This is a genomic window from Nonomuraea sp. NPDC052634, assembly GCF_040678535.1.
Classification (GTDB): domain Bacteria; phylum Actinomycetota; class Actinomycetes; order Streptosporangiales; family Streptosporangiaceae; genus Nonomuraea; species Nonomuraea fastidiosa.
In genome coordinates this window covers 873118-898500 of sequence record NZ_JBFATY010000001.1, presented here as the reverse complement: position 1 = coordinate 898500, position 25383 = coordinate 873118, and the positions used below count along the sequence as shown (strand labels likewise).

Here is a 25383-nt window from a genome sequence, read left to right as displayed (position 1 = left end):
GGGTTGCGAGGGGTGTCAGGCGGCGGTCGGCTCCGTGGGCTGCCGCTTGGCGCCCGTCAGGCGGTCGGCCATCTTGAGCCCGAGCACGCCGCCGATGATCAGGACGAAGGCGAGGGCCTTCCAGGCGTTCATCTCCTCACCGAAGATCAGGGTGCCGAGGACGACGGTGCCGACCGAGCCGATGCCGGTCCAGACGGTGTAGCCGACGCCGACGTCAAGGGTCTTCAGCGCCAGGCTCAGGAAGAAGATGCCGCCGGCCGCGGCGACGGCCGTGAGCACGGACGGCCAGAGCCGCGTGAAGCCCTCGGTGGCGTTGGTGGCCAGCGCGAAGACGACCTCGAAGACGGACGCGATGAGCAGATAGATCCACGCCACTAGTGCCTCCTATATGTATGTACGTGCAAATAAGTACGAGCTATGTTGTATGTACATGTATCCTCCTGTCAAGCCGATCTCCAGGACGAAGAGAGGCTCATCGATGACCCGTACGGCACCCGCCGCCCCCGATCCAGAGCCGGCTTCCGAGCCGGTTCCCGGGCCGGTTTCCGGCTCGCCCGCCACTGACGCTCCAGGTGACATCACCGCCACCTGGCAGCGCGTCCTGCTGCTGCACTCCCAAGTCGAGAGCAGGCTCGCCGCCGCGCTCCAGCGCAAGCACGGCGTCGGCCTGTCCGAGTACCGCGCGCTCGGCCACCTCGCCGCCTCTCCCGCCAGCGAGCTGCGCATGCAGGAGCTCGCCGACAAGCTCGGGCTCAACCAGAGCTCGGTGACCCGCCTGGTCGCCCGGCTGAACGCGGCCGACTTCGCCTACCGCGACCTGTGCCCTGACGACAAGCGCGGCGTCTACGCCGTCATCACCGACGCCGGCCGTGCCCGTTACGCCGAGGCGCGCCGTACGTACGAGGAGGCCCTGCAGGCGGCGCTCGCGGAGGCGGGAAAGGCCGACCCGCACCTGACCGCCGCGCTCACGGCCCTGGCCGAGACCGCGCGGAGCGGCGGCAAGTGACGCCGGACGGCGCCCGCGACCACGCCCGGCTTCTGCCGCACCCAGGCGCTCGCCCGCCGCCGACCGGTGCCTACTTCCGCGTCCCGGCGGCGACGGCGGCCAGCATCTCCCAGGCGGCCTCGGGGTGCAGGGTCTCGGCCGGATCCTCATGGAACGGGTCGAACACCACCGTCTCCGCGCCCATCTCCCGCAGCCGCTCCAGGTCGTCCATGACCTGCTCGATCGTGCCTTCGCCCAGGCGCCGCTCGGCGCCCGTCACCGGCCGGTCCGTCACGCGCAGCAGGATGCGCGGGGCCAGCGCGGGCGCGGGACGCTCCTGCGCGGCGGCCATGTCCCGCAGCTTCGCCCACGTCTCGCGCAGCCACGGCAGCGTCATCCTCAGCGGATGCCACGCCTGGCCGAAGCGCAGCGTACGGCGCAGGGCCGCGTCGCTGCCGCCGCCCACCCAGATCGGCACCCCGCCGGAACGGTAGTCGCTCTCGTTCGCCCAGGCGGCCTTGATCGTCGCCAGGTGCTCGTCGGTCAGCCGGCCGCGCCGCTCGTGCGCCACCCCGAGGGCCTCGAACTCCTGCCGCGCCCAACCGGCGCCCACGCCCAGCACGAACCGGCCGCCGCTGAGGTCGTTGAGGTTGGCCGCCATGCGGGCGGTCAGCAGCGGGTGGCGGTAGGGGACGATCAGCACGGTGGTGCCGAGCGTGAGGCGGGTCGTGGTGCCCGCCAGCCAGGCCAGGGTGGTGAACGGGTCGTAGAAGGGGGCCGGGTACTGTTCGGCGACGTCAGGCGTGATCACCACGTGGTCGGAGACCATGAGCAGGTCGTAGCCGAGCCCCTCGACGGTGAGCGCCCACCGCCGCAGCGTCTCGGGGTCGGTGCCGGGGCCGAAGTTGGGGACGTTCACACCAAGTCGCATGATCGCAGGCTACCGGTGATCGTCTCGGGGGAGTGCGAACGGCCGAGGGAGTGGGAACGGCCGCCGCGGCCCGGGGGAGGCCCCGGGCCGCGGCGGCCGGAGGCCGGCTCAGTCGTCGTCCGCGTCCCAGCCGAAGTGGTGCACGTGCTGCTTGCAGGCGTTGGCGTGGCGCGTGCCGGCGAAGACGCCGTGCTTGGTGATCCAGTGGTAGGTGCTGTCGTCGTTGAGAGCGAGCCCGCACGCCCTCGGGTGCTTGTTCCACTTGTGGTCGGACCAGATGTCGGCGGCCGCAGTGCCGGCCGTTCCGAACACGGCTGCCGTGATGAGCAGCGCGCCGCCGGCGGCAACGAGGCTACTTCTCATGATCTCCCCCTGTAATCACGAAGTGACATCGGCCATCACTATACGTAGCGATCTTGTGGCGGGGTGCTCGCCACGCCCCGCTATTCGATCAACAGGAGGCCGCCGCCCGGCAAAGCATCCACCCGCCTCTGCAATGCGCGGGGCGTGCCATCATGGCGGCTCATGACCAACTTGGCGGAGGTGCTCCGCGATGCCCAGGACGGCCGCTTTCCCCCTGCGGACGGCGGCGTCACCCTCGTGCCCCAGCCGTCGCCGCGCGACCTCGGCGTGCTCTCCTTCACCGCGCACGCCGTGGTCTTCGCCGACGTCGACCCCGCCTGGATCAGGGAACGCCTGCCTCCCGGCGACCTGGACGCCCCGCTCGGGCCGCCGTTCCTGCAGGAGCTGGCGGCGCTGACCGGCCGGGCCGCCGGCAACCTCGACCTGCTCGCCGTGGCCTGCCCGCTGCCCGGGTCCGCGCCGCTCGCCCTGGAGGAGCTGCGCGACAGCGGCCACCCGAGGGTGGCACGGGCCCGCCGCTACCGCGACGACGTCCGCGTTTGGGTCGCACCCGCCCAGGACGACGGGCCAGGAGGCGGCGTGGCCGGTCTGCTGACGGTCGGGCGGGGCGTGGGCGGACGGTGGGAGGTCGCGATCGAGGTCGAGCCCGCTCATCGGGGCCGCGGGCTGGGCCGCCTGCTCGCCGCTGCCGCAAGGCACCTGGCGCCCGCCCCGGTGTGGGCGCAGGTCGCGCCGGGCAACGCGGCGAGCGTCCGTGCCTTCATCGCCGCCGGGTACGCGCCCGTCGGCGCCGAGGTCCTGCTGTCACCGGAGCCCTGACCACCCGGCGGGGGAGCGGGATCCCCGCGCGGGGGGAGCCACAGGGTGCGGGCCGGTCGGCAAGGTGAGGCGCATGAGCCGCTGACGCCGGAATTGCCTGGACCGGCCTGCACGTCGCCTCGAAGGCCGCCTGCGCCCTAGCGGGCCGCAGGCGGGCACCGGCTCAGCGCGGCCATGGCCTCAGCGGGAGCCGCAGGCACGACGGACCGCGCGGCCCGGTACGCCCATGGCGACGGCGCGGCACCCGGATGAGAGATGGCGGCCGCGGTCAGGCCGCGTAGTCCGGGGTCATGGCGGCGGCCAGGGTGAGGTGGGAGGCGGCCTCCTCGTGCCTGCCCTGGCGCTGCAGGGTGCGGCCCAGGAGGTGGCGGGCGTAGGAGTCGTCGGGCGACTCCTCGACCAGCGACTCCAGTGTCGTGCGCGCCCGGTTGAGCTGCGCCGACGCGAAGTACGCCCGCGCCGCCAGCATCCGGACGCCCCGGTCACCGCCATGCTCGTCCATGAGGGGACGCAGCAGCGTCAGCGCCCCGAGCGGGTCGCGCTGGTCGAGCAGCGACTCGACGTGCCGCAGCCGCTCGACCTCGGCGGGCAGGCGGCGCGGGGTGTGCCCGGCGGCGTCCCGGAGGAACGCGGCGATCGTCTCCGGCGACTGCGCGCCCTCCAGCGCCAGCCCGTTCGCGACGATGGTCGGCGACGTCCGCACGCCCTTCGCCTTGCCGATGAGCAGCAGCTCCCGGGTCAGCTCGGCCCCAGGCAGCGCCCGCCAGGCGGCGGTGCCGGGGAGCAGCGCCTGCGGGCCGGCGCCGCCTTCGGACGGTGCCCGGCGGCCGGCGGGATCACCGGCCGGTGCCTGCGGGCGGGCGGAGTCGCCGGACAGCGCGGAAAGGGCGGCGGTGCCGGTGTAGCCGGCCTCGTCGGCCAGGCCCGCGTCCGCGGCGATCTCGGTCAGCACGGCGACGTCGCTGATGTCGCGTACCTCGACGAAATGGGCGCGCAGCAGCCGCTCGGCCACGCGGTCCTGCAGCGCGGCCCCGCCCTTCTCGTACGCCAGCGCGATCAGCCGGTGCGCCTCCAGCGTGGCGACCCGGTAACCGGAGCCCCACTGCGCGCCCAGCCCTTCTGACGCGGCGATCTCGGCGACCCGGGCGCGGTTCTCGGCGGGGGAGAGGCCGGGCGCGCAGGCCCGCAGCGCCTCGTCGGCGACGGGGTCGCGCAGCACCTGCTCCATCGGCACCGCGCGGGCGGGCGCGGACGGATCGATCTGGAACGGCCGCCACATCACCTCGACCGGCTCGCCGTCCCAGGACGCGAGCGCCTTCTCCAGCCGTCGCTTGCCGATGTGGGCCCACCCGCAGACCACGTCTGCCCAGATCTCGATACGCATACCAGCAAGCTATGCGACAAATGTTGATTAGTCAACACATGTCGCTTAAGCGATGCCTGTCGTATAGTGAGGTGCGTGAACCCGGACGATCCGAGAGCCCGGCGCACCCGGGCCAGGCTCAAAGAGGCCGTACGCCACCTGGCCGCCCAGCAGGAGCCCGCCACCATCACCATGTCGGCGCTGGCCAAGCGCGCCGAGGTGAACCGCGCCACGATCTACCTGCACTATCCCGACCTCGACGCGCTCGTCACCGACGCCATGGAGGACACCGTCGCCGCCGTCGCCAGGGCCGCCGCGCTGTGCCCGCTCGACGCGCCCCGCGACCGCGCCCCAGAGCCGCTGGCCGAGCTGTTCGCGTACGTCGCCGCCAACGCCACCCTCTACGCCCGCATGCTCGGCCCCCAGGGCAGCGCCCGCTTCTCGGCCCGCATGCGCGAGCGCCTCACCGCCGAGCTGGCGGGCCGGTTCGCCGGCGGGCACCGCCCCCCTGGGTGGGATGACGTGCCGGCCGACGTGCACGCCGCCTACCTGGCAGGCGCGCTGGCCGGCGTCATCGCCCACTGGGTCGCGGGCGGCTGCCCCGGCGGCGCGGAGGAGGCGGCGCTGGCGTTCTGGAAGTTGTTCCGTACGGGCTGCCGGGCGGATGCCTGAACGTCACGGAAGCGTCCCTTTCGGCGCCTGCCGGAGGTGGATATCAGGAAAGATCAGATTCCGGCCCCTCACCCGCGCCATTCTTGGAGGGTGCACACGACTGACCTCCTTCACTCCCTCTACGCCCGGCGGCTGCGCCGCCAGGTGATGTCCGGCCCCCTGCCCCGCCACGTCGGCCTGATCATCGACGGCAACCGGCGATGGGCCAGGCAGAAGGGCATGGCCAACCCGAGCATGGGTCATAAATACGGCGCCGATCACATCCAGGACGTGCTCTCCTGGTGCGAGACGATCGGCATCAAGCATCTGACGATCTTCCTCTGCTCCACCGAGAACCTGCAGCGGCGCGGCGATGAGGAGGTCGCCTTCCTGCTGAAGGTGATCGAGCAGATGGTCGAAGACCGCTTCAACGTCGCCGACTCGCGCTGGCAGGTGCACGTCGCGGGCTTGCTCGACATGCTGCCCGACACCACCGCCCGGGTGCTCAAAGACGCGGTCGAGAACACCCGCACCTGCCAGACCGGCTTCCACCTCACGCTCGCCATCGGCTACGGCGGCCGCCAGGAGGTCATCGAGGCCCTGCGCGAGCTGCTGTACGAGCGGGCCGAGGCCGGCCAGTCGATGGTCGAGCTGGCCTCGACGCTGACCGTGGACGACATCGCCCCGCACCTCTACACGGCCGGGCAGCCCGACCCCGACCTGGTGATCCGCACCAGCGGCGAGCAGCGCATGTCGAACTTTCTGCTGTGGCAGTCGGCCTACTCCGAGCTGTACTTCTGCGAGGCCTACTGGCCGGCCTTCCGCGAGATCGACTTCCTGCGCGCGCTGCGCAGCTTCGCCGCCAGGCAGCGGCGTTACGGCGGCTGAGCCGGAAGGCCGCACCCCCGTACGCGAGTACCCTTGGCCTGCCGCCCCGTACGTGAAGAGGAGAACCGCCCGGTGCCAGGAACCCACCCGCGCGAGCTCGGCCTGCTGTCCGACTGTGCGAGCTGCTTCGGGCTGTGCTGCGTGGCGCTGCCGTTCTCGGCGTCGGCGGACTTCGCCGTCGACAAGGACGCCGGCCGGCCCTGCGCCAACCTGCGCGACGACTTCCGCTGCTCGATCCACTCGCGGCTGCGCGAGAGCGGGTTCAACGGGTGCACGGTGTTCGAGTGCTTCGGGGCCGGGCAGAAGGTCTCGCAGGTCACGTACGAGGGGCGGAGCTGGCGCGAGGCCCCGGAGACGGCCCGGCAGATGTACGCCGTGTTCCCGGTGATGCGCGGGCTGCACGAGCTGCTGTGGTATCTCGCGGAGATCCTCACCCTGCCCGCCGCCGCGCCCGTGCACCCCGACGCCCGCGCCCTGCTGGAGGAGACGGAACGCCTCACCCGCGAGAGCGCCGTCGTGCTCGAACACCTCGACGTCGGCGCCCACCGCGCGCGGGTCAACGAGGTGCTGCTGCGGGCGAGCGAGCTGGTGCGTCACGGGCTCGGCGGCAAGCGGCACCGCGGCGCCGACCTCATCGGGGCCCGGCTGCGCGGCGCCCGGCTGCGAGGGGCAGACCTGCGCGGGGCGTACCTGATCGGCGCCGACCTGCGCGGCGCCGACCTGCGGCAGGCCGACCTCATCGGGGCCGACCTGCGCGGCGCGAACCTGACCGGCGCCGACCTCACCGGTGCCGTCTTCCTCACCCAGGCCCAGGTGAACGCCGCCATGGGCGGCCCCGCCACGCGCCTGCCCGCCGCCCTCACCCGCCCGGCCCACTGGACGGGCGGCACGGCGGCGGGCGCTCCGGCGGCCGGCGGCCGAGAGACCGGCGGCTGGGCGGCAGGCGCTTCGCGATCGGCGCGCCCCCGCCCCAAGACCCGCCGCCTCAGACGAGGCCGCTGAGCCCCGTACGGCGGGGAGCCTCCGACACCCACAGCAAAACCGGGACGTGTAACATCCCCTTTCATGCGGATGGGAGAAGGGGTCGAGTGGGGTCTGCACTGCTGCCTGGCGCTGGCCTGGCTGGAGGATGAGGCGCCGATCCCGACCGGGAAGCTGGCCGAGCTGTTCGAGCTGCCGCCCGTCTACCTGAAGAAGCGGCTGCAGGACCTCGTACGCGCCGGCATCCTCGCCTCCGTGCCCGGAGTGAAGGGCGGCTTCCGGCTGGCCAGAGCGCCGGAGCGCATCACGCTCCTCGACGTCGTGGCCGCGATCGAGGGCCGCGACGAGGCGTTCAGGTGCAACGAGATCCGCCGGCGCGGAGCGGGCGCCGAGGAGCCCGCCGGCACGTTCGCCAAGCCCTGCGGCGTGGTGATCGCGATGCGCCGCGCCGAACTGGCCTGGCGCAGGGAGCTGGCCGCGCAGACCCTCGCCGACCTCATGCGCGAGGCCGCGCCGTCCGCGCCGGGGCGCACCCGCCGCCACTACGCCCGTCTCACCGGCTGAGACCGGAGCCGAGGCCACGTGAGGGCTGAGGCGCGCTTTCCACGACCACGATCCAGGTGTCGCTTTCTCGGGAGGAAAAAGGGGATGTTGGATGTCCCGGTTCAACGGCGGCGGGCGTTCGTGCCCGTGGCCGTGCTGGCCGTCGGCACGTTCGCCGTGGGGACGGACGCGTTCGTCGTGGCCGGATTCCTGCCGCAGCTCGCCGCGTCGCTGGAGGTGAGCGAGACGGCGGCGGGGCAGTCGGTCACCGCGTTCGCGGTGGCGTACGCGATGCTCTCGCCGATCCTCGCCACCGTGACCGCCCGCCTGTCGCGGCGGGCGCTGCTGGTCGGCGCGCTGCTCGTGCTCGCGCTCGCGAACCTGGGCTCGGCGCTCGCGCCGACCTTCGCGGTGCTGCTGGTGACGCGCGTGCTGGCGGCGGCGGGCGCGGCGGCGTTCACCCCGAACGCCGGAGCCGTGGCGGCGGCGCTGTCGCGGCCTGAGGTGCGAGGACGGGCGCTCGCCACCGTCATCGGCGGGCTGACCGTGGCGACGGCCGCGGGCGTGCCGCTCGGCGGGCTGGCCGGTCAGGTGCTCGGCTGGCGGGCCGCGCTCGGCCTGGTGGCCGGGGCGTGCGCGGCGGTGGCGGTCGCGGTCTTCGCGATCCTGCCCGCGCTGCCCGGCCAGCCGCCGGTGCCGCTGCGCGAACGGCTCAGCGTGCTGCGGCGTCCCGCCGTCCCCGCCGTGCTGGCGCTGACCGTGCTCGGCATGGCCGCCACCTACACCGTCTACGCCTACAGCGCCCCGGCGATGCGCGCCGTCGGCGTGGAGTCCACCGCGTCGATGCTGTTCCTGTACGGGGTGGGCGCCATCTTCGGCAACATGGCCGCCGGGTACACCATCGACCGGTGGGGAGCGAGCCGCGTGCTCATGGGGGGATATGTCGTGATGGCGGCCAGCCTCGCCGGGCTGGGATGGCTGGCCGGCGGGCAGGACGTGCCGGTCGCCCTGGTCGGGCTGCTGGCCGTCGGATGGGGCGCGGGCACCTGGTGCCAGACCCCGCCCCAGCAGCACCGGCTCATCGGCGTCGCACCTCAGGAGGCGTCGCTGGTCGTCTCGCTCAACGCGTCGGCCATCTACGTCGGCATCGGCGCGGGCACGCTCATCGGCGGCCTGACCCTGGCGCAAGGGGTGGCGGTGACGTACGCGGCGGGCGCGGTGCTGGCGGTGCTCGCCCTGCTGCTGATCGTGGCCACCCGGCGCATCTGACCACTAGGCTGGCCTATCGCAGCGATCATGGAGGAGAGCGGCATGGGCATCACCGCGTACACCGTCACCGACCCCGTCGCCCAGCACGGCGAGGGGCCCGTGTGGTCCGCCCGGTGGGGCGGGCTGCGCTGGGTGGACATGCTGAAGGGCGACGTGCTCGCGCTCACCGAGGCCGGCGAGGTGCGCCGCCGCCACGTCGGCAAGGTGGCCGCCGTCGTCCGCCCCCGCGTCTCCGGCGGCTACGTCGTCGCGGCCGAGCGCGAGCTGCTGCTGGCCGACTCCGACGACCTCGACGCGCCGCTGCGCTCGCTCGGCGAGGCGTGGACCGACCCCGGCGTCCGCATGAACGAAGGCGGCTGCGACCCCGACGGCCGGTTCTACATCGGCAGCATGGCCTACGACGAGACCCCAGGAGGCGGCTCCTTCTACGTGGCCGAGCCCGACGGGCGGCTGCGCGTGGTGCTGCCCGAGGTGACGATCTCCAACGGGTTCGGCTTCAGCCCCGACGGCCGGCTCGCCTACTACGCCGACACCACCACCGGCCGCGTGGACGTCCTCGACTACGACCCGGCCGGCGGGCTGAGCGGGCGGCGGCCGTTCGCCGTCCTCGACCCCGGACAGGGGGCGCCCGACGGGCTCACCGTGGACGCCGAGGGCGGCGTCTGGGTGGCGCTGTGGGGAGGCGGGGCCGTCCACCGCTACACCCCCGGCGGGCGGCTCGACGCCGTCATCACCCTCCCCGTACCCAAGGTCACGGCCGTCGCGTTCGGCGGCGAGCGGCTCGACCGGCTCTACATCACGACCTCGGCCCTCGACATCGACCGGGCCGAACAGCCCGAGGCGGGCGCCCTCTTCGCCGCCGACCCCGGCGTACGCGGCCTCCCGGTACTCCCCACCACGCTCTGAAGCCGGCTCGCCGGAGGCGGGCCGGGCGGCGTCGGCGGGGTGACCTGGGCCGTCGCAGGCGGGCCACGCACGTGGTGATCAATCGGTAACGTGAGCGCATGCGTTCGCGCGGTGCGTCGTTGGATGGGCTGTTCGCCGCTTCGGCCGTCGCCCTGGAACTGCTCATCAACGGTCACGCCGGCGAGGGCATGCCGACGCCGTCCGAGTTTGCCGTGGCGCTGCTGGCCGGTCTGCCCATGGGCGTCGTACGCCGGCGTCCCGGCCCGGTCACCGTTCACCTCGCCGCGCTCCTGGTGATCGCCGGCCGGTTAGCGCCGGGCGCCGACAGCGCGCAGGTCCTGATGTGCGTGGCCCTCTGCGTCACCGGCTATCGGCACGGCTTGAGGGAGGCGCGCGGCCCGATGCTCGCCGCCGTACTGGCGACCGCCCTGAACGTGGCCGGCCCCGGCGTCACCCCGGGCACGATGGCGCTCGCGCTCCTCCTGCCTGCGGTGCCCGCCGCCATCGGCGCTGGGTTGCGCCGCGCCGCGCACGCTGACATCGGCGACGACCTGCGTAGTGCCGGGGACGCCGCCATCGGCGCTCATCCGCGCCATGCTGACGACGACGGCACGATCGACGTGCTCCTGGCCGGCGCAGGCGCGCTGCTGGCGGTGCTGAGCACGTGGGACATCTGGCACACCGGCGGCCAGCCCCTCGCGATCGTCCAGGTGGCCACGGTCGTCGCCGGGCTGGCGCTCGGCCTCGCCAGGAGGCTGCCCGGCCTGGTGGTGGCCGTCGAAGCGGCGCTGCTGCTCGCCGCGGACGCCCACCTGCACGGGGCCACCGACACCGGCATGCTGCTCCTGCTGGTGGCGATCGGCGTGTTCGCCAAGCGGGTGTCGTCGTGGGCGTGGACGGCGCTGGTGTACGCGGCGGGCTGTGCGTGCGTCGCGGTGGCCGTGTTCGAGTCCTTCAGCCGGATCACCACGCTGCGCGTGATCGTGCTGGTGACGCTGGTGGCGATGCCGGTCGTCGCAGGCCGCTATCTCGGCATGCGCCGCGCCGTCACCGCCGCCGAGCGGCTGCGGGCCGAGGAAGCCGTACGCCTGACGCTCGCGCGCGCCCGCGCGGACCTGCTGGCCGAGCGCGAGCACATCGCCCGGGACGTGCAGACGCTGGTCGCGGGGCACGTCGGCGCGATGGTGCTGCGGGCCGGTGATGCCCGGGCCGCCGTACCCGACGGGCCGCTCGGCCACGCGCTCGCCGACATCCGCGAGACCGGCGACCAGGTGCTGCGCGACCTGAGCAACCTGCTGCACGGCGGCGACCCGCACCTCGAGGCGCCCGACCTGATACGCGCGGCGGCCGGCCGCATGTCCGCCGCCGGCCTCGTGGTGGACCTCGACCTCGACCCCGGCATGGCGACGGTCTCGCCGGTGCTGCGCGCGTGCGCCGCGGGCGTCGTCCAGGAGGGGCTGACGAACGTGCTCAAACACGCCGGCCCCGGCACCCGCGTAGCGGTCACGGTCACCGCCTCGGGCGGCGGAGCGTCGGTACGGCTGCACAACGGCCCTCCACCCGCCGCCCCGGAACGCCTGCCCTCCTCCGGACACGGCCTGGCCGGCATGCGCAAGCGCGTCCGCGCCCTGGGCGGCACCCTGGACGCCGGCCCGGACGGCGACGGCGGCTGGCTTCTGTCAGCCGCTCTGCCACCCCGAGCCCCCGAGTGAGGCCGCCACCCGGCCCGAGGCTCACGACACCACGCCTCCCACGGCAGCGCCCACGGCGACGCCGCCGGAATCATCAGCACGCTCGCTCCCGCCAGGCCCCAGGCGATGAGCGCGAGCGGGTTCACCTCGTCGCCGAAGCTCTCGTTCATCAGGAAGTATCCGGCCGAGCAGGCCGCCGCCAGCAGTCCCGTCGCCAGGCCCAGCCCGTCCAGGCGGATCTCCTGCCATGCCTCCACGACGATCGCCAGGCCGGCGATCGCGACGATCGTGCCCGCGTACGCGGACCGGGGCAGCCGCCGGCGGCGTACCAGCCGGACCCAGGCCACCACGAGCACCGGCGACAGCGACACCAGCAGCAGCGCGATCCCGACCGGCAGCCGGGTCCACACCGCCTCGATCGGCGTCATCCCGGCCGCGACGAGGTACTTCGCCATCGGACCTGAGAACGCGAACCCGCACGCCGACCCGATCGCGAGCGCCGGGCCCGCCCACCGCATGCCGTCACCACCTGCGCTGTCATGACCGTAAAGGATTGTTGATCATGTCAGTACGCCGCTGAGGCCCGCAACGCGATTTCCGCTCGTACGAAGAGCCCGCGGGGCGCACCCAGCGCGGGCGCTTGACGCGAGGGGGGCACCCCGTCGCCTCGCGCAGCGACCCGCTGGGGTGTTGAGGCTCGGTCGGGGAGCCCGGTCGGGTGGCCGAGGTTCAGTGGGGCGTACGGCCGGGGCGATCCAGTCCGGCGGCCAGCTCGGCGATGGCGGCGTCGAACTGGCGGCGCAGCACCGCGATGTCGGGCACCCTGCCCGGCTCGTCGGCCCAGCGCGACCAGCGGTCGATCACGACCCGCAGCGCGCTCAGCACGGCCCCCGCGCACACGATCGGATAAACACCCGCCTCATCGAACCTCCCGCCGTCCTGGGCGGTCACCTCGCGCGGGACGGTGCGGGCAGGCGCCGCCTCGGCCTGGGCGCGTGGGGTGATCGCCTCGGTGCGGGCGGAGGCCGCCTGCGTGGGGGTGATGCGTTCGGCGATGGCTTCGGCCAGCGCCTGCTCCTGGGCGGCGAGGACGGCCAGCTCGTACGGCACCAGCGACGGTGTGCTCCTGACCAGCCGGAGCGCGCGGATGTGGTCCCGGCCGGCGGCGTCGCTGTCGTTCATGACCGCGAGCACCGCCTCGCGGAAGGCCGTCAGCACCGGCTCCTCCGGCGGGCGGGCACGGAACCGGGCGATGAGCTGCTCGGCGGCGGCCGACAGGGTCGCCACCACCGCCTCCTCCTTGCTGGAGAAGTAGTTGAAGAAGGTGCGCAGCGCGATGTCGGCCGCGCCGGCGATCTGCTCGACGGTGACGTTCTCGACGCCGTGGCGCAGGGAGAGGCGGAGCGCGGCCTCGCTGAGCGCCGCCCGGGTGGCCTGCTTCTTGCGCTCGCGCCGCCCGACGACCGCACCCGCCGCCGGACGCTCACCGCCGCGCAACACCACCTGGCGGACAGGACACCGCGCTCGGCCCCCTCTGCCTGGTACGAACGGTCGCAGCGCGGCTCGGCCGGCAGGACGCCGGTGCGGGGTCAGGTGAGGGGGTGGGTGGCGGCGGTGTGGCAGGCGCCGAAGCCTTCGGCGCGGAGCTCCACGCGGCCCGCCCGCACCCGCAGCGCCACCTCGGTACGGTCGCCGGGCGATGCCACCCCCGCCGCGGCCGCCAGCGCGCCCGTGTCGTCGTGGACCACGCGGAGCCGGGGCCAGGCGGCGCGGGGGAACGCCTGCCGCAGGCACGTGCTCACCTCGGCGACGACCAGCCGCGCCAGGGGCATCAGCTCCTGGGGCGTGCCGGTGACGATGACGGCGGTCACCTCGGCGTCGGGCGGCGCGGCGCGTACGGCCTCCTCGGCGGCCGACAGCCGGTGCAGCCCGAGCACCGCCACCACGCCGTCGCGCTCGGGATGGGCGGGCTCCCCGGTGACCGCGTCGAGCGTCCCTGCCGGCGGCGACCACGGCGTGCCCGGCGACCGTACCTCCGGCACCATGGGCGCCACGAACCAGCGGTCGCCCAGGTCGAGGTCGGCGAGCTGCTCGCACACGCGGATCACGTTGAACGGCTCGACGAACCCGGGCGCGGCGGCCGAGAGCTGCGAGGACCCCTGCAGGACGGTGAGCGCGGCCTCGGCGAGCCGGACCAGCCGCCCGTCAGGTTCGCGGGGCGGCCGCAGCCGCTCCATGGCCAGCCCGAGCAGGATCGCGTTGAGCCGCATGAGCTGCGCGTACGGCTTGCGCGTGGCCTCGTCGGCGAGGATCTCCGGGATCAGGTGCATGCCGAGGCGGCTCGGCTCGCGTTCGCCGTCGCTGACCAGCGGCAGCCGGGTCACCCATGCCCGCGCCACCTCCCCGAGCGCCTCGCGCACGGTCAGCGCGGGTTCTTCCGGCGGCCGTACGGGTGCGCGCTCGGCCAGGTCGGCGAGCACCGCGAAGTAGAGGGCCCGCTTGCCGGGGAAGTTGGAGTAGACCGCGCCCCGGGTCAGCTCGGCCCGGTCGGCGATGGCGTCGATCTTGGCGTCGCGGTAGCCGCGTTCGGCGAACTCCTCCTTGGCCGCCGCCAGCACCTTCGCCCGGTTGCGCTCCTGCGCCTGCGCCCTGGTGAGCCGGACCAACCGCCCTCCTCCGTTTCGTGCCTTCTCAGCAGGCGTCGTCCGTGCCTTCAAGCCGTGGGCTCGAAGACGGTGTCATGCGCCCAAGCACGTTACCGGGCGCTGCAAGCGAGTTGCCGGAGGTCTCAAGCCAAGATACCGTCACCATCCAGATGATGACATCATCCGAAATGGAGGCGACGGATGACCGACGTGCCGGAGATCGACCTGTCCGATGTGGCCGTGCTGCGCGACCTGGCCGCCGCGTACGCCCCGGCCAGGGAGAAGTCCCCCGTGGCGCGGCTGCTGGCACCGGGGCTCGGCCACCTATGGGCCGTCACCCGTTACGAGGAGGCGAGGGCGGCGCTGGCCGATCCGCGCCTGGAGATCAACTCGGGCAGCTTCCTGCGTCCCGGCGTGCCCGAGCACTGCGCCCGCTATATGCGCACGATGTCCGAGATGAACGGTCCCGAGCACACGCGGCTGCGGCGGCTGGTCGCGCCCGCGTTCACGCCGCGTCGGGCCCTGGAGTTCGCGCCGCGCGTCGAGGCCATCGTCGGACGCCTGCTCGGCGAGCTCCAGGAAGGCAAGGCCGACCTGCTCGCCGGCTTCGCCAGGCCGCTGCCCATGGAGGTGATCTGCGAGCTGGTCGGCATCCCCGCCGCCGACCGCCCCGCCTGGCGCGAGTATGGCGCCGCCGTCGCGACCGGTCACGGTGAGGCGTTCGCGAAGGCCATCCCGGCGATCATCGAGGGCGCGAAGGCCGCGATCGCCGAGGCCCGCAGGGCGCCGTCCGCGAACGTGGTCTCCGACCTGGCCCGCATCGCCGGCGAGGACGGCGACCGCCTCTCGGACGACGAGCTGGTGACGATGGTGTGGCTGCTGGTCCTCGCGGGCCAGACCCCCGCGAACCTCATCGCCAACGCCCTGGTCACGCTGTTCCAGCACCCCGATCAGCTCGCCGCGCTGCGCGCCGACCCCGCGCTGATGCCGCGCGCGGTGGAGGAACTGGCCCGCTGGTGCACCCCGCAGATCATGACCGTGCCCAGGTTCGCGGCGGAGGACGTCGAGATCGGCGGCGTGCGCATCCCCAAGGGCGAGCCGGTGACGGTCTCGGTCGTGGCGGCCAACCGGGACCCGCGCGCGTTCGACGACCCGGACAGCTTCGACATCACCAGGGAGCCGGTGCCGCACCTCGGCTTCGGCCACGGGCCGCACTTCTGCGTGGGCGCCGGGCTGGCCCGCGTGGAGGTCGCGGTCGCGCTCGGCGCGCTGCTGCGGCGCTTCCCCGGCATGGAACTCGCGGGCGAGGCGGCGTACCTGCCGGATCCGGGGACGCAGCGGCTCGCGGCGCTGCCGGTGACGCTGGGGGCGGCGCGGCGCTGAGGACCGGCGCGGACGACCTCATCGCCCAGATCGACGTCGGGCTCGGCGGCGACACTACTGCCGGCCCGGCCGGATCACGGCTCGCCCGCCGCGCACCTGGCGCGTCAAACCTGGCGGACGCCGTCGCGCCAGACCGCCCAGACGAGCGGCACGCCCGGCCGGTAGGCCAGGTGGACGTGGCTCGGCGCGTCCAGCAGCACCAGGTCGGCGCGGGCGCCGGGCGACAGCCGCCCGATGTCGTCGCGGCGCAGCGCCCTGGCGCCGCCTAGCGTCGCCGCGACCACCGCCTCGTCCGGCGTCATGCGCATCTCGCGCACGGCCAGCGCCACGCAGAACGGCATCGAGCTGGTGAAGCTCGACCCCGGGTTGCAGTCGGTCGACAGCGCCACCGTGACACCGGCGTCGAGCAGGCGGCGCGCGTCCGGGTACGGCGAGCGGGTGGAGAACTCCGCGCCCGGCAGCAGCGTCGCCACCGTCGAGCCGCTCGCCAGCGCGTCCACGTCGGCGTCGTCGAGATGCGTGCAGTGGTCGGCCGACGCCGCCCCCAGCTCGACCGCCAGCCGTACGCCGGGTCCGGGACCGAGCTGGTTGGCGTGCACGCGCGGCGTCAGACCGGCCCGCAGCCCCGCCTCCAGCACCGCGCGCGACTGGTCGCCGTCGAACGCGCCCCGCTCGCAGAACACGTCCACCCAGCGCGCGTGCGGGGCGCACGCCTTCAGCATCGGCCCGGCGACCAGCTCCACGTACGCGTCGGGGTCGCCGGCGTACTCGGCCGGCACCACGTGGGCGCCCAGGTACGTCACCTCATCGGTGTGACCGGCCGCGATCCGCAGCGAGCGGGCCTCGTCCTCCACCGTGAGCCCGTAACCCGACTTGACCTCGATCGTCGTGGTGCCCTGGCGCAGCGCCTCGGCGACGTACCTGGCGACGTTCGCGTCCAGCTCGGCGTCGCTCGCCGCGCGGGTCGCCGCCACCGTCGTACGGATGCCGCCCGCCGAGTACGGCTGCCCCGACATGCGCGCGTCGAACTCGGCGGTGCGGTCACCGGCGAACACCAGGTGCGCGTGCGAGTCCACGAACCCGGGGATCGCGGCCCGCCCGCCCGCGTCCACCCGCTCGTCAGCGTCGGGCACGCGGGACTCAGGCCCCGCCCAGACGACGCGGCCCTCGTCGAAGACGACGGCGGCGCCGGTGATCGTGCCCAGCTCGGGATCGTTGGTGAGCAGGCTGCCGATCCCGGTGATGGCGACGGACGCGACGGACGCGACGGACGCGACGGACACTGCACGGCTCCTTTCGTTGGGGATGTCGCGGAATGCTACGGGCGGGTGACGCGGGCGATCGCGCGGGACAGCGCGCCGGGCACGTCCGGCACCAGCAGGTGCGCACCGTCGCGGACGACGGGACGGCCGCCGACCACGACGTGCCGGACGTCGGCGGCGGACGCGGCGAACACCGCCGTCTCGGCGCCCAGCTCCGGCGGCGGCCCCGCCGTGCGGACGGAGTCGAGCGCGACCGTGACGAAGTCGGCGGGCGCGCCCGCCTCGATCCGGCCCGCCTCCGGCCAGCCCAGGCTCGCGTGCCCGTCGAGGGTGGCGGCGCGCAGCAGCGCGGCGGCGCTCCACGTGCCGCGGCGCAGCGTGCGCAGCCGCTCGTCCAGCTCCACCGCCCGCGCCTCCTCGAACAGGTCGATCACGGCGTGGCTGTCGCTGCCCAGGCTGATCGGCGACCCGGCGGCGGCCAGGTCGGCGGCCGGGCCGATGCCGTCGGCCAGATCCCGCTCGGTGGTGGGGCACATGCAGACCGTGGTGCCCGAGCCGCCCAGCGTGGCGATGTCGCCGCCGGTCAGGTGGGTGGCGTGCACGGCGGAGGTACGCGGGCCGAGCGCGCCACGGTCGGCCAGCAGCCCGGCCGGGGTGCGGCCGTGCGCGGCCAGGCACGCCTCGTTCTCGGCGGGCTGCTCCGACAGGTGCACGTGCAGCGGCGCGTCGCGCTCGGCCGCCCACCGCGCCACGGTCGCGATCTGCTCGGCGGGCACCGCGCGTACCGAGTGGACCGCCGCGCCGATGCGGGCGTGCGCCCGCTCCTTCAGCTCGCTCGCGCGGGCCGCCCACGCGTCCGCGTCGCCGTCGCTGAAGCGGAGCTGGTGCCGCTCGGGCGGCGCGCCGAACCCCGACGACAGGTAGCAGGTGTCCAGCAGCGTGATCCTGATCCCGGCCTGCGCCGCCGCCTCGATCAGCGCCTCGCCCATGGCGTTGGGGTCGCCGTACGGGGTGCCGCCGGGGGCGTGGTGCAGGTAGTGGAACTCGCCGACGCAGGTGATCCCGGCCAGCGCCATCTCCGCGTAGACGGCCCTGGCCAGCTCCAGGTACGCGTCGGGGTCGAGCCGCCCGGCGACCTCGTACATGGTCTCCCGCCAGGTCCAGAACGTGCCGGAGCCGCGCTGCGCGATGCCGCGCAGCGCGCGGTGGAAGGCGTGCGAGTGCGCGTTCGCCAGGCCGGGCAGCGTCAGCCCGCGCAGCACCTCGGCCCCGGGCGGGGGAGCGGCGAGGCCCGTACGGACGCCGCAGACGCGCCCGCCGGACACTTCGATCACCACCCCTGAGGCGACCGCGCCCCCGACCCAGGCGTGCTCGGCGAAGAACGTCACCGGCATGCCAGCCCCTCCAGCACGTCGGCCAGCGCCTCCACCCCGGCCACGCAGTCGTCCTCGCGAGCGTGCTCGGCGGGGGAGTGGGACACCCCGGTCGGGTTGCGGACGAACAGCATCGCCGTCGGCACCTTCGCCGCCAGGATGCCCGCGTCGTGCCCGGCGCCCGTGGGCAGCACCGGCACCTCGTACGCGCGGCGCGCGGCCAGCAGCCGCACCAGCTCGTCACGGAGCGCGGGCGCGAAGTCCACGACCGGCGTGAACGACTCGCGCTCCAGCCCGACCTCCACACCCTCGCGGGCGGCGTGCTCGCGCGCCGCCTCCTCGATGCCGGAGAGCAGCCCGGCGAGCGCGTCCTCGTCGGCGGCCCGCGCGTCCAGCCAGGCCCGCACCAGGCTCGGCACCGCGTTCACGCCGTTCGGCTCGACCAGCAGCTTGCCGAACGTGGCCCGCGCGCCCGCCGCCGCGGCCCGCTCGCGGGCGGCCAGCGCGGTCGCGGCGTAGGCGAGCATCGGGTCGCGACGGTCCTGCATGCGGGTGGTGCCCGCGTGGTTGGCCTCGCCGCGGAAGTCGAAGCGCCACCGCCCGTGCGGCCAGATCGCCGACGCCACGCCCACCGGCGAGCCGGTATCGGCGAGGTAGCGGCCCTGCTCGACGTGCAGCTCCACGAACACGCCGACGCGGGCCAGCCGCTCGTCGTCGGGGCCGATCGCCTCCGGGTCGTAGCCGGCACGCTCCATCGCCTGCGCCAGCGTCACCCCGTCGGCGTCGCGCAGCGCGGCCGCCCGCTCCGGCGTGAGCTGACCGGCCGTCAGCCGCGAACCCGCACAGGCCACCCCGAACCGGGCGCCCTCCTCGTCGCCGAAGTTCACCACCGCGACAGGACGCGACGGGCGGGCGCCGCGCGCCGCCAGCTCGTCCAGCGCGGCGAACGCCGACACCACGCCGAGCGGCCCGTCGAACGCGCCGCCGTCCGGCACCGAGTCCAGATGCGACCCGGTCACCACGGCGTCGCCCGCCGCCGGATCGCCCAGCCAGGCCCACTGGTTGCCGTTGCGGTCGGTCTCGACCGCGAGGCCGCGCGCCTGCGCCTGCTCGCGGAACCAGGCGCGGCACTCGGCGTCCGCGCCGGTCCAGGCGAAGCGCCGGTAGCCGCCGGAGCCGGCGTGCCGGCCCACCGGCAGCAGCTCCGCCCACATCTCCTGGAACGACGACGGCATCAGGACTCCTTCATCGGCACCCGCACGCCGGTGCGGCGGGCGACCTCCTCGGCCTCCTCGTACCCGGCGTCCACGTGCCGGATCACGCCCATCCCCGGGTCATTGGTGAGCACCCGCCGGATCTTCTCCCCGGCCAGCGCGGTGCCGTCGGCCACCGTCACCTGCCCGGCGTGGATGGACCGGCCGATGCCGACGCCGCCGCCGTGGTGGATCGACACCCACGACGCGCCGGAGGCCACGTTCACCATGGCGTTGAGCAGCGGCCAGTCCGCGATCGCGTCGGACCCGTCGCGCATGCCCTCGGTCTCCCGGTACGGCGAGGCCACCGACCCGCAGTCGAGGTGGTCGCGGCCGATCACGATCGGCGCGCGCAGCTCGCCCGAGGCCACCATGTCGTTGAAGCGCTCGCCCGCCCGGTCCCGCTCGCCGTAGCCGAGCCAGCAGATCCGCGCCGGCAGGCCCTGGAAGTGCACCTTCTCACCGGCCATGCGGATCCAGCGGGCCAGCGGCTCGTTCTCCGGGAACAGCTCCAGGATCGCCCGGTCGGTCGCCGCGATGTCGGCCGGGTCGCCCGACAGCGCCGCCCACCGGAACGGGCCCTTGCCCTCGCAGAACAGCGGCCTGATGTAGGCGGGCACGAACCCGGGGAAGTCGAAGGCCCGGTCGTAACCGGCCAGCTTCGCCTCGCCCCTGATCGAGTTGCCGTAGTCGAACACCTCGGCGCCGGCGTCCTGGAAGCCGACCATCGCCTCGACGTGCCGCGCCATCGACGCGCGCGCCCGCTCGGTGAAGCCGGCCGGGTCCTTGTCCCGCTCGGCCGCCATGTCCTCGAACGCCACCCCGAGCGGCAGGTACGCCAGCGGGTCGTGCGCGCTCGTCTGGTCGGTCACCACGTCGATCGGCGCGCCCTCGGCCAGCATGCGCGGCACCACGTCGGCGGCGTTGCCGAGCAGCCCGATCGACAGCGGCCTGCGCGCGTCCCTGGCCTCGGTCGCCAGGCGCAGCGCGTGCGCCAGGTCGTCGGCCTGGACGTCCAGGTAGCCGTGGTCGAGGCGGCGCTGGATGCGCGACGGGTCGCACTCCACGCAGATCGCGACGCCGCCGTTCATGGTGACGGCCAGCGGCTGCGCGCCGCCCATGCCGCCGAGCCCGGCGGTCAGCGTGATCGTGCCGGCGAGCGACCCGCCGAACCGCTTGGCCGCCACCGCGGCGAACGTCTCGTAGGTGCCCTGCAGGATGCCCTGCGTGCCGATGTAGATCCACGAACCCGCGGTCATCTGGCCGTACATGGTCAGGCCCGCCGCCTCGAGACGGCGGAACTCCTCCCACGTCGCCCAGTCACCGACCAGGTTCGAGTTCGCGATCAGCACGCGCGGCGCCCACTCGTGCGTCGTCATCACGCCGACCGGGCGGCCCGACTGCACCAGCATCGTCTCGTCGGACTTCAGCGTGCGCAGCGTCCGCACGATCGCGTCGAAGGAACGCCAGTCACGGGCGGCGCGGCCGGTCCCGCCGTACACGACCAGGTCGTCGGGGTGCTCGGCCACCTCGGGGTCGAGGTTGTTCTGCAGCATCCGCAGCGCGGCCTCCTGCTGCCAGCCCAGGGCCGTCAGCTCGGTGCCGCGGGCGGCCCTGACCGGGCGTGCGCCTTCCATGATGCTTCCTCTCTGTCTGTCGGCTGTGTCAGCGAGCCTGTACGGGCTCGGAGGACGGATAGATCATTTCCACGGGCGGCTTCGAGGTACGCCTGGCCCACGGGTAGTACAGCGCGGCGGTGGCCACCAGGCCGACGATCCACGAGATGTCGGCGCCGCCGAGCAGCTCGGTGATCGGGCCCGTGTACAGCTTCTGCGCGAGGAACGGGATCTGGATCACCACGCCGAAGGCGTAGCTGACCAGCGCGGTCATGTTCCAGCGGCCGTAGCGTCCCGCCGGGTCGTACAGGGCGGGGATGTCCACCCGCTCCTTGGAGATCAGGTAGTAGTCGGTGAGGTTGATCGCGCTCCACGGCGTGAACACCATCAGCAGCGCGAGCACGAAGTTCTTGAAGTTGTCCAGGAAGTCCGCGCTGGCCAGCAGCGCCACCGCGATCGAGACCGCGGTGAAGCCCACGATGTACAGGGCGCGGACCACGGGGGAGACGCGCGAGCGGCCGTTGAACGCGGTCACCGTCGTCAGCAGGCACATGAAGCCGCCGTAGGCGTTGAGCGTGTTGACGGTCAGCTTGCCCACCACGATCACGATGTAGATGAGCAGCGCGATGGCGGCGGGCCCGGCCAGCTCGCCGACGAACCCGACCTGGTCGCCGACGAACACCGCGCCCGAGACGGCCGCGATCAGCGCGCCCAGCGACATCGCCCACTGCGAGCCGATCACGCTGCCGAGGAACGTGCCCCAGAACGTGGCCCGCTCGCTGGTGCTGCGCGGCAGGTAGCGCGAGTAGTCGGCGACGTACGGGCCGAACGTCAGCTGCCAGGCCGCGCCCAGCCCCACGGCCAGCAGGAACGTCGGTACCTCGAACGGCTTGGCGCCGATGACGGCGCCCACGTCGTACGTGGTGAACACCTTGACCAGCAGGTAGCCGAGGCCGGCGATGCCGACCACGGTCGCGATCCTGCCGACGCTGTGGATGAGCCGGTAGCCGGTCACCGCGACGATCGCCGTCAGCACGCCGAACAGCAGGATGCCCGCGGTCGTCGGCAGGTGCAGGACCCGGGCGAGCGCCTGCCCGGCCAGCACGCTGCCGGTGGCGGCGAAGCCCAGGTACATCAGCACGACGAGGACGAGCGGCAGGACCGCGCCGAGCACGCCGAACTGCGCCCTGCTGGAGATCATCTGGGGCAGGCCGAGCCGCGGCCCCTGCGCGGAGTGCAGCGCCATCACCGCGCCGCCGAGCACGTTGCCGATCAGCAGGGCGATGATCGCCCAGAGGGCGTCGGCGCCGAACACGACGGCGAGCGCGCCGTCCACGATCGCCGTGATCTGCATGTTCGCGCCGAACCAGAGAGTGAATTGGCTGCGCGGCGTGCCGTGCCGCTCGGCGTCCGGGATCACGTCGATCGTCCGGCGCTCCACGGCTGGAGCCGCGCCCAGGGTTTGGTGGTCTTTCATGGCGGTCCGCCTCTCGCGCGTCACGCGCCCTGGGGGGATACGGGGGTTCGAGGGGAAATGTACAGTCCTGTATATACAGATCGCTACCCTGGGAGGGAAGATAAACTTCGGTCATCGGTCACGGAGATCTCTCCGCCCGCTGTCCCCCGACCCGAGGATCCGCCGCGACATGGTGCCCATCTCGGTGGTCGAGTCCGAGCTCGCCGCCCAGTTCCAGCAGCTCGGACCCGCGTCGGCGCCCGCGTACGAGCGGGTCAAGAAGGTCATCGCGGCCGGCGTGCGCTCCGGCCGCTGGGCCCACGGCCAGCAGCTTCCCTCCGAGCACCAGCTCGTCAGCGCGCTCGGCCTGTCCCGCATGACCATCAACCGCGCCCTGCGCGAGCTCATGCACGAAGGGCTCATCGAGCGCAGGGCGGGCGTCGGCACGTTCGTCGCCGTGCCCAAGGCCGCCTCCGCACTGCTCCAGGTCAGGAACATCGCCGACGACATCCGCCGCCACGGCCACCGCCACCGCACCGAGGTGGTCTTCGTGCGCGAGGAGTCGTCGGAGGACGCCGACCCCGAGCTGCGCGACGCCGCCGGGCCGGTCCTCTACCGCTCGCTCATCGTGCACTTCGAGGAGGACACCCCGATCCAGCTCGAAGACCGCCTGGTCAACCCGGCCGCCGTGCCCGGCTACCTGGAGCGCGACTTCACCCGGCAGACCCCCCACGCCTACCTCAACGAGGTCGCCCCGCTCACCAGGGGCGAGCACATCGTCGAGGCCGTGCTCGCCGACGCCGCCGAACGCCGGCTGCTGCGCATCGGCCGCTACGAGCCGTGCCTGCTCGTACGCCGCCGCACCTGGTCAGGCGATGTGCTGGTGAGCGTGGCCCGGCTGCTCCACCCCGGCTCGCGGCACCGCCTCGAGGGCTCCTTCGGGGCCGACTGGTCGCTCGGCCACGCCGTCGATCGCTGACCTCAGCGGGTCGCCTCGATGAGGGCGCGGTGCGACGGGATCAGTCCTTCCGGCAGGTCGCCGGGGTCGCACCAGCGGGCCTCGAGGATCTCCATCGAGTTCAGCCGCAGGGTGCCGCCGCCTTCGTACACGGCCGCGTACGCGACCTCCATCCTGAGCCGGAACCCGCTCCTGAGCTGCACCAGCTCGCCCACCCGCACCTCGAGCCCGGTCTCCTCGCGCACCTCGCGCGCGACCGTCTCCTCGAACGTCTCCCCGCGCTTCGCGCCGCCCGTGGGCAGTCCCCACGGGCGATTCTCCCCCCAGAACCGGTGCCGCAGCAGCAGCACCCTGCCCTCGCGGTCGCGCACCACCCCGGTCACCCCGACCATGAACTTGTCCTGCGTCAGGTAGAGCAGCCGCCACTGCACCGACCCGCGCAGGCTCCGCCACAGCCGCGCGATCAGTCTCTTCACCCGGGTCCTCTCAGGTGGGCAGCGATGCGGTGGTGGTGAAGGTGGGGGCGAGGTGCGCGGTGTCGTTGAACCTGCGCAGGATCCACCGCTTCTCGGTCAGCACCAGGTGCGACACCGAGGCGTTGTCCACCCCCAGGAACGCGAACGGCCGCGACCCGCTCGCCGCCGCCAGCGCCTCCGCGATCACGCCGCCGTGGGTCACCACCACGATGCGCTGGTCGGGGTGGGCGCCGGCCAGCTTCTCCAGCGCCTTGCGCACCCGGGCCGAGAAGGCCGCCGCGGGCTCCGCGCCCGGGATCACGTCCCAGCGCTCCTCCGCCGACATCCTGCGGGCCAGCGGATGGCCCTCGGCCACCATGCGGCGCAGCAGCCCGCCCTCCCACTCGCCCAGATGCACCTCGCGCAGCTCCGGCTCCACCACCGGCGTCAGGCCCAGGCGGGCGGCCAGCGGCGCGGCCGTCTCGGAGGTGCGGCGCAGCGTGCTCACGTAGATCGCGTCGATCGGCTCGGCGGCCAGCCGCAGCGCCACCCGCTCGGCCTGCTCGCGGCCCTCCGGCGCCAGAGCGGGATCGCCCTGCCCGTCGACCAGGGGGAACGGCCGGTCGGGGCGGGCCGGCTCCGACTCGCCGTGCCGCACCAGCAGCACCTCGGTCGCGCCCGGCGGCGTACGGAACCGGTGTTGCCGGTACTCGACCGGCTCGTCGCGCTCACTCCTCACAGTCACCGGACCTTATCCCTTTCCCGCGCCCCCGTCATGATCGTCTCGTACGTGCGTGATTGAATCGGCGATCGCCCGGCCACGAAAGGGGAGCGCATGGCGGTGGACAGGAAGCGAAGCGTGATCTTCGGCGAGGCCGTCGAGCAGTACGAGGCCGCCAGGCCCGGCTACCCCGAGCGGCTCGTCACCGACGTCCTGGACTACGCCCCCTCAGGACCCGTGCTGGAGGTCGGCGCGGGGACGGGCAAGGCCACCGCCGGCTTCGCCGCCCGCGTGAGCGACCTGACCTGCGTCGAACCCGACCCGAGGATGGCGGCGGCGCTCACCGCCAAGTGCCCCGGCGTGCGGGTGGTGAGCGGGACCTTCGAGGAGTACGTACCGGATCGGCCCTTCGCCCTGCTCTACTCCGCGCAGGCCTGGCACTGGGTGGACCACGACCTGCGCTGGGACCTCGCCTGCGCGGCGCTCGCCCCCTCCGGGGCGCTCGCGCTGTTCTGGAGCCACTACGTGCCCGCCGACCCCGAGCTGCACGCCGCCCTCGTCCGGCTCGCCCACCGCTACGGCGTCACCAGCCAGAGCCTCCACCAGGACGAGGGCGACCGCGCCGCGGAGGCCCATCGGCTGCTGGCCGCCGATCCCCGCTTCACCGGCCTCGACCGGCGCCGCTACACCTGGACCGAGCGCTACGACACCGCCCGCTTCGTCACCTTGGCCGGCACCCTGTCCGCGTACCGCATCCTCGCGCCGGACGTGCGGGAGCGGGTACTGGGGGAGATGGGTGCGCTGGTGGGCGACGGCCTCGACATGACCTTCACCACCGACCTCGTCCTCGCCCGCCGCACCTGACCGCCTG

At 73.8% G+C, this 25383-nt stretch carries 26 protein-coding genes; 13 read left to right on the top strand and 13 right to left on the bottom strand.

The annotated features are described in order from the left end of the window. Positions 1–15: 15 nt before the first annotated feature. Complete coding sequence (locus AB0K67_RS04250; protein WP_364052591.1) at positions 16–375, bottom strand: multidrug efflux SMR transporter; 360 nt, start codon at positions 373–375, stop codon at positions 16–18. Between the two features lie 103 nt (positions 376–478). Here AB0K67_RS04250 and AB0K67_RS04245 point away from each other — a divergent pair, with 103 nt between their 5' ends. Next, positions 479–1006 (top strand): MarR family transcriptional regulator, encoded by a 528-nt coding sequence (locus tag AB0K67_RS04245; protein WP_364052588.1) that lies wholly within the window; start codon positions 479–481, stop codon positions 1004–1006. A 70-nt stretch (positions 1007–1076) separates the two neighbouring features. On the opposite strand, the gene AB0K67_RS04240 is transcribed toward AB0K67_RS04245, so the two are convergent. Together AB0K67_RS04240 and AB0K67_RS04235 are read right to left on the bottom strand one after the other, a co-directional pair. Further along, positions 1077–1916, bottom strand: a complete 840-nt coding sequence (locus AB0K67_RS04240) for an LLM class flavin-dependent oxidoreductase (RefSeq protein ID WP_364052585.1) — start codon at positions 1914–1916, stop codon at positions 1077–1079. A 108-nt stretch (positions 1917–2024) separates the two neighbouring features. Then, positions 2025–2279: a hypothetical protein gene (locus tag AB0K67_RS04235; RefSeq protein WP_364052582.1), complete on the bottom strand. Its 255-nt coding sequence runs from the start codon at positions 2277–2279 to the stop codon at positions 2025–2027. A 162-nt stretch (positions 2280–2441) separates the two neighbouring features. Here AB0K67_RS04235 and AB0K67_RS04230 point away from each other — a divergent pair, with 162 nt between their 5' ends. Next, positions 2442–3098, top strand: coding sequence for a GNAT family N-acetyltransferase (locus tag AB0K67_RS04230; protein ID WP_364052579.1), 657 nt, complete (start codon positions 2442–2444; stop codon positions 3096–3098). A 268-nt stretch (positions 3099–3366) separates the two neighbouring features. Here AB0K67_RS04230 and AB0K67_RS04225 read toward each other — a convergent pair whose 3' ends face one another. Further along, the gene (locus AB0K67_RS04225) at positions 3367–4482 is read right to left on the bottom strand and encodes a DsbA family protein (protein WP_364052576.1); all 1116 of its coding nucleotides are present in this window, start codon (positions 4480–4482) and stop codon (positions 3367–3369) included. Between the two features lie 75 nt (positions 4483–4557). Here AB0K67_RS04225 and AB0K67_RS04220 point away from each other — a divergent pair, with 75 nt between their 5' ends. The 8 genes from AB0K67_RS04220 to AB0K67_RS04185 all read left to right on the top strand — a co-directional run bounded on the left by AB0K67_RS04220 (position 4558) and on the right by AB0K67_RS04185 (position 11933). Continuing rightward, positions 4558–5133: a TetR/AcrR family transcriptional regulator gene (locus tag AB0K67_RS04220; protein WP_364052573.1), complete on the top strand. Its 576-nt coding sequence runs from the start codon at positions 4558–4560 to the stop codon at positions 5131–5133. Positions 5134–5280: 147 nt separating this feature from the next. Further along, entirely contained in the window at positions 5281–6000 is a 720-nt protein-coding gene (gene uppS / locus AB0K67_RS04215) for a polyprenyl diphosphate synthase (protein WP_364057431.1), read from the top strand. Positions 6001–6072: 72 nt separating this feature from the next. Beyond that, positions 6073–7002, top strand: a complete 930-nt coding sequence (locus AB0K67_RS04210) for a pentapeptide repeat-containing protein (RefSeq protein ID WP_364052570.1) — start codon at positions 6073–6075, stop codon at positions 7000–7002. A gap of 63 nt (positions 7003–7065) precedes the next feature. Further along, positions 7066–7545, top strand: coding sequence for an Rrf2 family transcriptional regulator (locus AB0K67_RS04205; RefSeq protein ID WP_364052567.1), 480 nt, complete (start codon positions 7066–7068; stop codon positions 7543–7545). An 84-nt stretch (positions 7546–7629) separates the two neighbouring features. Further along, positions 7630–8793, top strand: coding sequence for an MFS transporter (locus AB0K67_RS04200; RefSeq protein ID WP_364052564.1), 1164 nt, complete (start codon positions 7630–7632; stop codon positions 8791–8793). A gap of 42 nt (positions 8794–8835) precedes the next feature. Continuing rightward, positions 8836–9699, top strand: a complete 864-nt coding sequence (locus tag AB0K67_RS04195) for an SMP-30/gluconolactonase/LRE family protein (RefSeq protein WP_364052561.1) — start codon at positions 8836–8838, stop codon at positions 9697–9699. Between the two features lie 98 nt (positions 9700–9797). Continuing rightward, positions 9798–11411, top strand: coding sequence for a two-component sensor histidine kinase (locus AB0K67_RS04190; RefSeq protein WP_364052558.1), 1614 nt, complete (start codon positions 9798–9800; stop codon positions 11409–11411). A gap of 105 nt (positions 11412–11516) precedes the next feature. Then, positions 11517–11933, top strand: a complete 417-nt coding sequence (locus AB0K67_RS04185; RefSeq protein WP_364052555.1) for a hypothetical protein — start codon at positions 11517–11519, stop codon at positions 11931–11933. 186 nt (positions 11934–12119) lie between these two features. Here the strand turns inward: AB0K67_RS04185 and AB0K67_RS04180 are convergent, their stop codons facing one another. Next, complete coding sequence (locus tag AB0K67_RS04180; RefSeq protein ID WP_364052552.1) at positions 12120–12893, bottom strand: TetR/AcrR family transcriptional regulator; 774 nt, start codon at positions 12891–12893, stop codon at positions 12120–12122. A gap of 86 nt (positions 12894–12979) precedes the next feature. Next, positions 12980–14056 (bottom strand): TetR/AcrR family transcriptional regulator, encoded by a 1077-nt coding sequence (locus AB0K67_RS04175; protein ID WP_364052549.1) that lies wholly within the window; start codon positions 14054–14056, stop codon positions 12980–12982. 180 nt (positions 14057–14236) lie between these two features. On the opposite strand from AB0K67_RS04175, the gene AB0K67_RS04170 reads away from it, so the two are divergent. After that, the gene (locus AB0K67_RS04170) at positions 14237–15418 is read left to right on the top strand and encodes a cytochrome P450 (RefSeq protein WP_364052546.1); all 1182 of its coding nucleotides are present in this window, start codon (positions 14237–14239) and stop codon (positions 15416–15418) included. A gap of 104 nt (positions 15419–15522) precedes the next feature. On the opposite strand, the gene hutI is transcribed toward AB0K67_RS04170, so the two are convergent. The 5 genes from hutI to AB0K67_RS04145 are packed head-to-tail and all read right to left on the bottom strand — an operon-like array spanning position 15523 to position 22399. After that, complete coding sequence (hutI, locus tag AB0K67_RS04165) at positions 15523–16701, bottom strand: imidazolonepropionase (RefSeq protein ID WP_364052543.1); 1179 nt, start codon at positions 16699–16701, stop codon at positions 15523–15525. 35 nt (positions 16702–16736) lie between these two features. Further along, positions 16737–18074 carry a formimidoylglutamate deiminase gene (locus AB0K67_RS04160; RefSeq protein WP_364052540.1) on the bottom strand — a complete coding sequence of 446 codons (1338 nt, stop codon included), beginning with the start codon at positions 18072–18074 and terminating at the stop codon, positions 16737–16739. Further along, the gene (locus tag AB0K67_RS04155) at positions 18065–19288 is read right to left on the bottom strand and encodes an allantoate amidohydrolase (protein WP_364052537.1); all 1224 of its coding nucleotides are present in this window, start codon (positions 19286–19288) and stop codon (positions 18065–18067) included. Before AB0K67_RS04155 ends, AB0K67_RS04160 begins: the two co-directional genes overlap by 10 nt. After that, the gene (hutU, locus tag AB0K67_RS04150; protein ID WP_364052534.1) at positions 19288–20943 is read right to left on the bottom strand and encodes a urocanate hydratase; all 1656 of its coding nucleotides are present in this window, start codon (positions 20941–20943) and stop codon (positions 19288–19290) included. Before hutU ends, AB0K67_RS04155 begins: the two co-directional genes overlap by 1 nt. Positions 20944–20971: 28 nt before the next feature. Continuing rightward, entirely contained in the window at positions 20972–22399 is a 1428-nt protein-coding gene (locus AB0K67_RS04145) for a cytosine permease (RefSeq protein WP_364052531.1), read from the bottom strand. Between the two features lie 169 nt (positions 22400–22568). On the opposite strand from AB0K67_RS04145, the gene hutC reads away from it, so the two are divergent. After that, entirely contained in the window at positions 22569–23357 is a 789-nt protein-coding gene (hutC, locus tag AB0K67_RS04140) for a histidine utilization repressor (protein WP_364052528.1), read from the top strand. 2 nt (positions 23358–23359) lie between these two features. Here the strand turns inward: hutC and AB0K67_RS04135 are convergent, their stop codons facing one another. Together AB0K67_RS04135 and AB0K67_RS04130 are read right to left on the bottom strand one after the other, a co-directional pair. After that, positions 23360–23812, bottom strand: a complete 453-nt coding sequence (locus AB0K67_RS04135; RefSeq protein WP_364052525.1) for an NUDIX domain-containing protein — start codon at positions 23810–23812, stop codon at positions 23360–23362. 10 nt (positions 23813–23822) lie between these two features. Further along, on the bottom strand, positions 23823–24536 hold the full coding sequence (locus AB0K67_RS04130; RefSeq protein WP_364052522.1) for a histidine phosphatase family protein: 714 nt from the start codon (positions 24534–24536) through the stop codon (positions 23823–23825). Positions 24537–24626: 90 nt separating this feature from the next. Here AB0K67_RS04130 and AB0K67_RS04125 point away from each other — a divergent pair, with 90 nt between their 5' ends. Continuing rightward, complete coding sequence (locus tag AB0K67_RS04125; RefSeq protein WP_364052519.1) at positions 24627–25376, top strand: class I SAM-dependent methyltransferase; 750 nt, start codon at positions 24627–24629, stop codon at positions 25374–25376. Positions 25377–25383 lie beyond the last annotated feature (7 nt).

Coding starts and splice junctions, on each gene's coding strand:
- AB0K67_RS04245 (WP_364052588.1), top strand. CDS start 479: ATGACCCGTACGGCACCCGCCGCCCCCGATCCAGAGCCGGCTTCCGAG.
- AB0K67_RS04240 (WP_364052585.1), bottom strand. CDS start 1,916: ATGCGACTTGGTGTGAACGTCCCCAACTTCGGCCCCGGCACCGACCCC.
- AB0K67_RS04235 (WP_364052582.1), bottom strand. CDS start 2,279: ATGAGAAGTAGCCTCGTTGCCGCCGGCGGCGCGCTGCTCATCACGGCA.
- AB0K67_RS04230 (WP_364052579.1), top strand. CDS start 2,442: ATGACCAACTTGGCGGAGGTGCTCCGCGATGCCCAGGACGGCCGCTTT.
- AB0K67_RS04225 (WP_364052576.1), bottom strand. CDS start 4,482: ATGCGTATCGAGATCTGGGCAGACGTGGTCTGCGGGTGGGCCCACATC.
- uppS (WP_364057431.1), top strand. CDS start 5,281: ATGTCCGGCCCCCTGCCCCGCCACGTCGGCCTGATCATCGACGGCAAC.
- AB0K67_RS04205 (WP_364052567.1), top strand. CDS start 7,066: ATGCGGATGGGAGAAGGGGTCGAGTGGGGTCTGCACTGCTGCCTGGCG.
- AB0K67_RS04200 (WP_364052564.1), top strand. CDS start 7,630: ATGTTGGATGTCCCGGTTCAACGGCGGCGGGCGTTCGTGCCCGTGGCC.
- AB0K67_RS04195 (WP_364052561.1), top strand. CDS start 8,836: ATGGGCATCACCGCGTACACCGTCACCGACCCCGTCGCCCAGCACGGC.
- AB0K67_RS04190 (WP_364052558.1), top strand. CDS start 9,798: ATGCGTTCGCGCGGTGCGTCGTTGGATGGGCTGTTCGCCGCTTCGGCC.
- AB0K67_RS04185 (WP_364052555.1), top strand. CDS start 11,517: ATGAGCGCGAGCGGGTTCACCTCGTCGCCGAAGCTCTCGTTCATCAGG.
- AB0K67_RS04170 (WP_364052546.1), top strand. CDS start 14,237: ATGACCGACGTGCCGGAGATCGACCTGTCCGATGTGGCCGTGCTGCGC.
- AB0K67_RS04160 (WP_364052540.1), bottom strand. CDS start 18,074: ATGCCGGTGACGTTCTTCGCCGAGCACGCCTGGGTCGGGGGCGCGGTC.
- AB0K67_RS04155 (WP_364052537.1), bottom strand. CDS start 19,288: ATGCCGTCGTCGTTCCAGGAGATGTGGGCGGAGCTGCTGCCGGTGGGC.
- hutU (WP_364052534.1), bottom strand. CDS start 20,943: ATGGAAGGCGCACGCCCGGTCAGGGCCGCCCGCGGCACCGAGCTGACG.
- AB0K67_RS04145 (WP_364052531.1), bottom strand. CDS start 22,399: ATGAAAGACCACCAAACCCTGGGCGCGGCTCCAGCCGTGGAGCGCCGG.
- hutC (WP_364052528.1), top strand. CDS start 22,569: ATGGTGCCCATCTCGGTGGTCGAGTCCGAGCTCGCCGCCCAGTTCCAG.
- AB0K67_RS04125 (WP_364052519.1), top strand. CDS start 24,627: ATGGCGGTGGACAGGAAGCGAAGCGTGATCTTCGGCGAGGCCGTCGAG.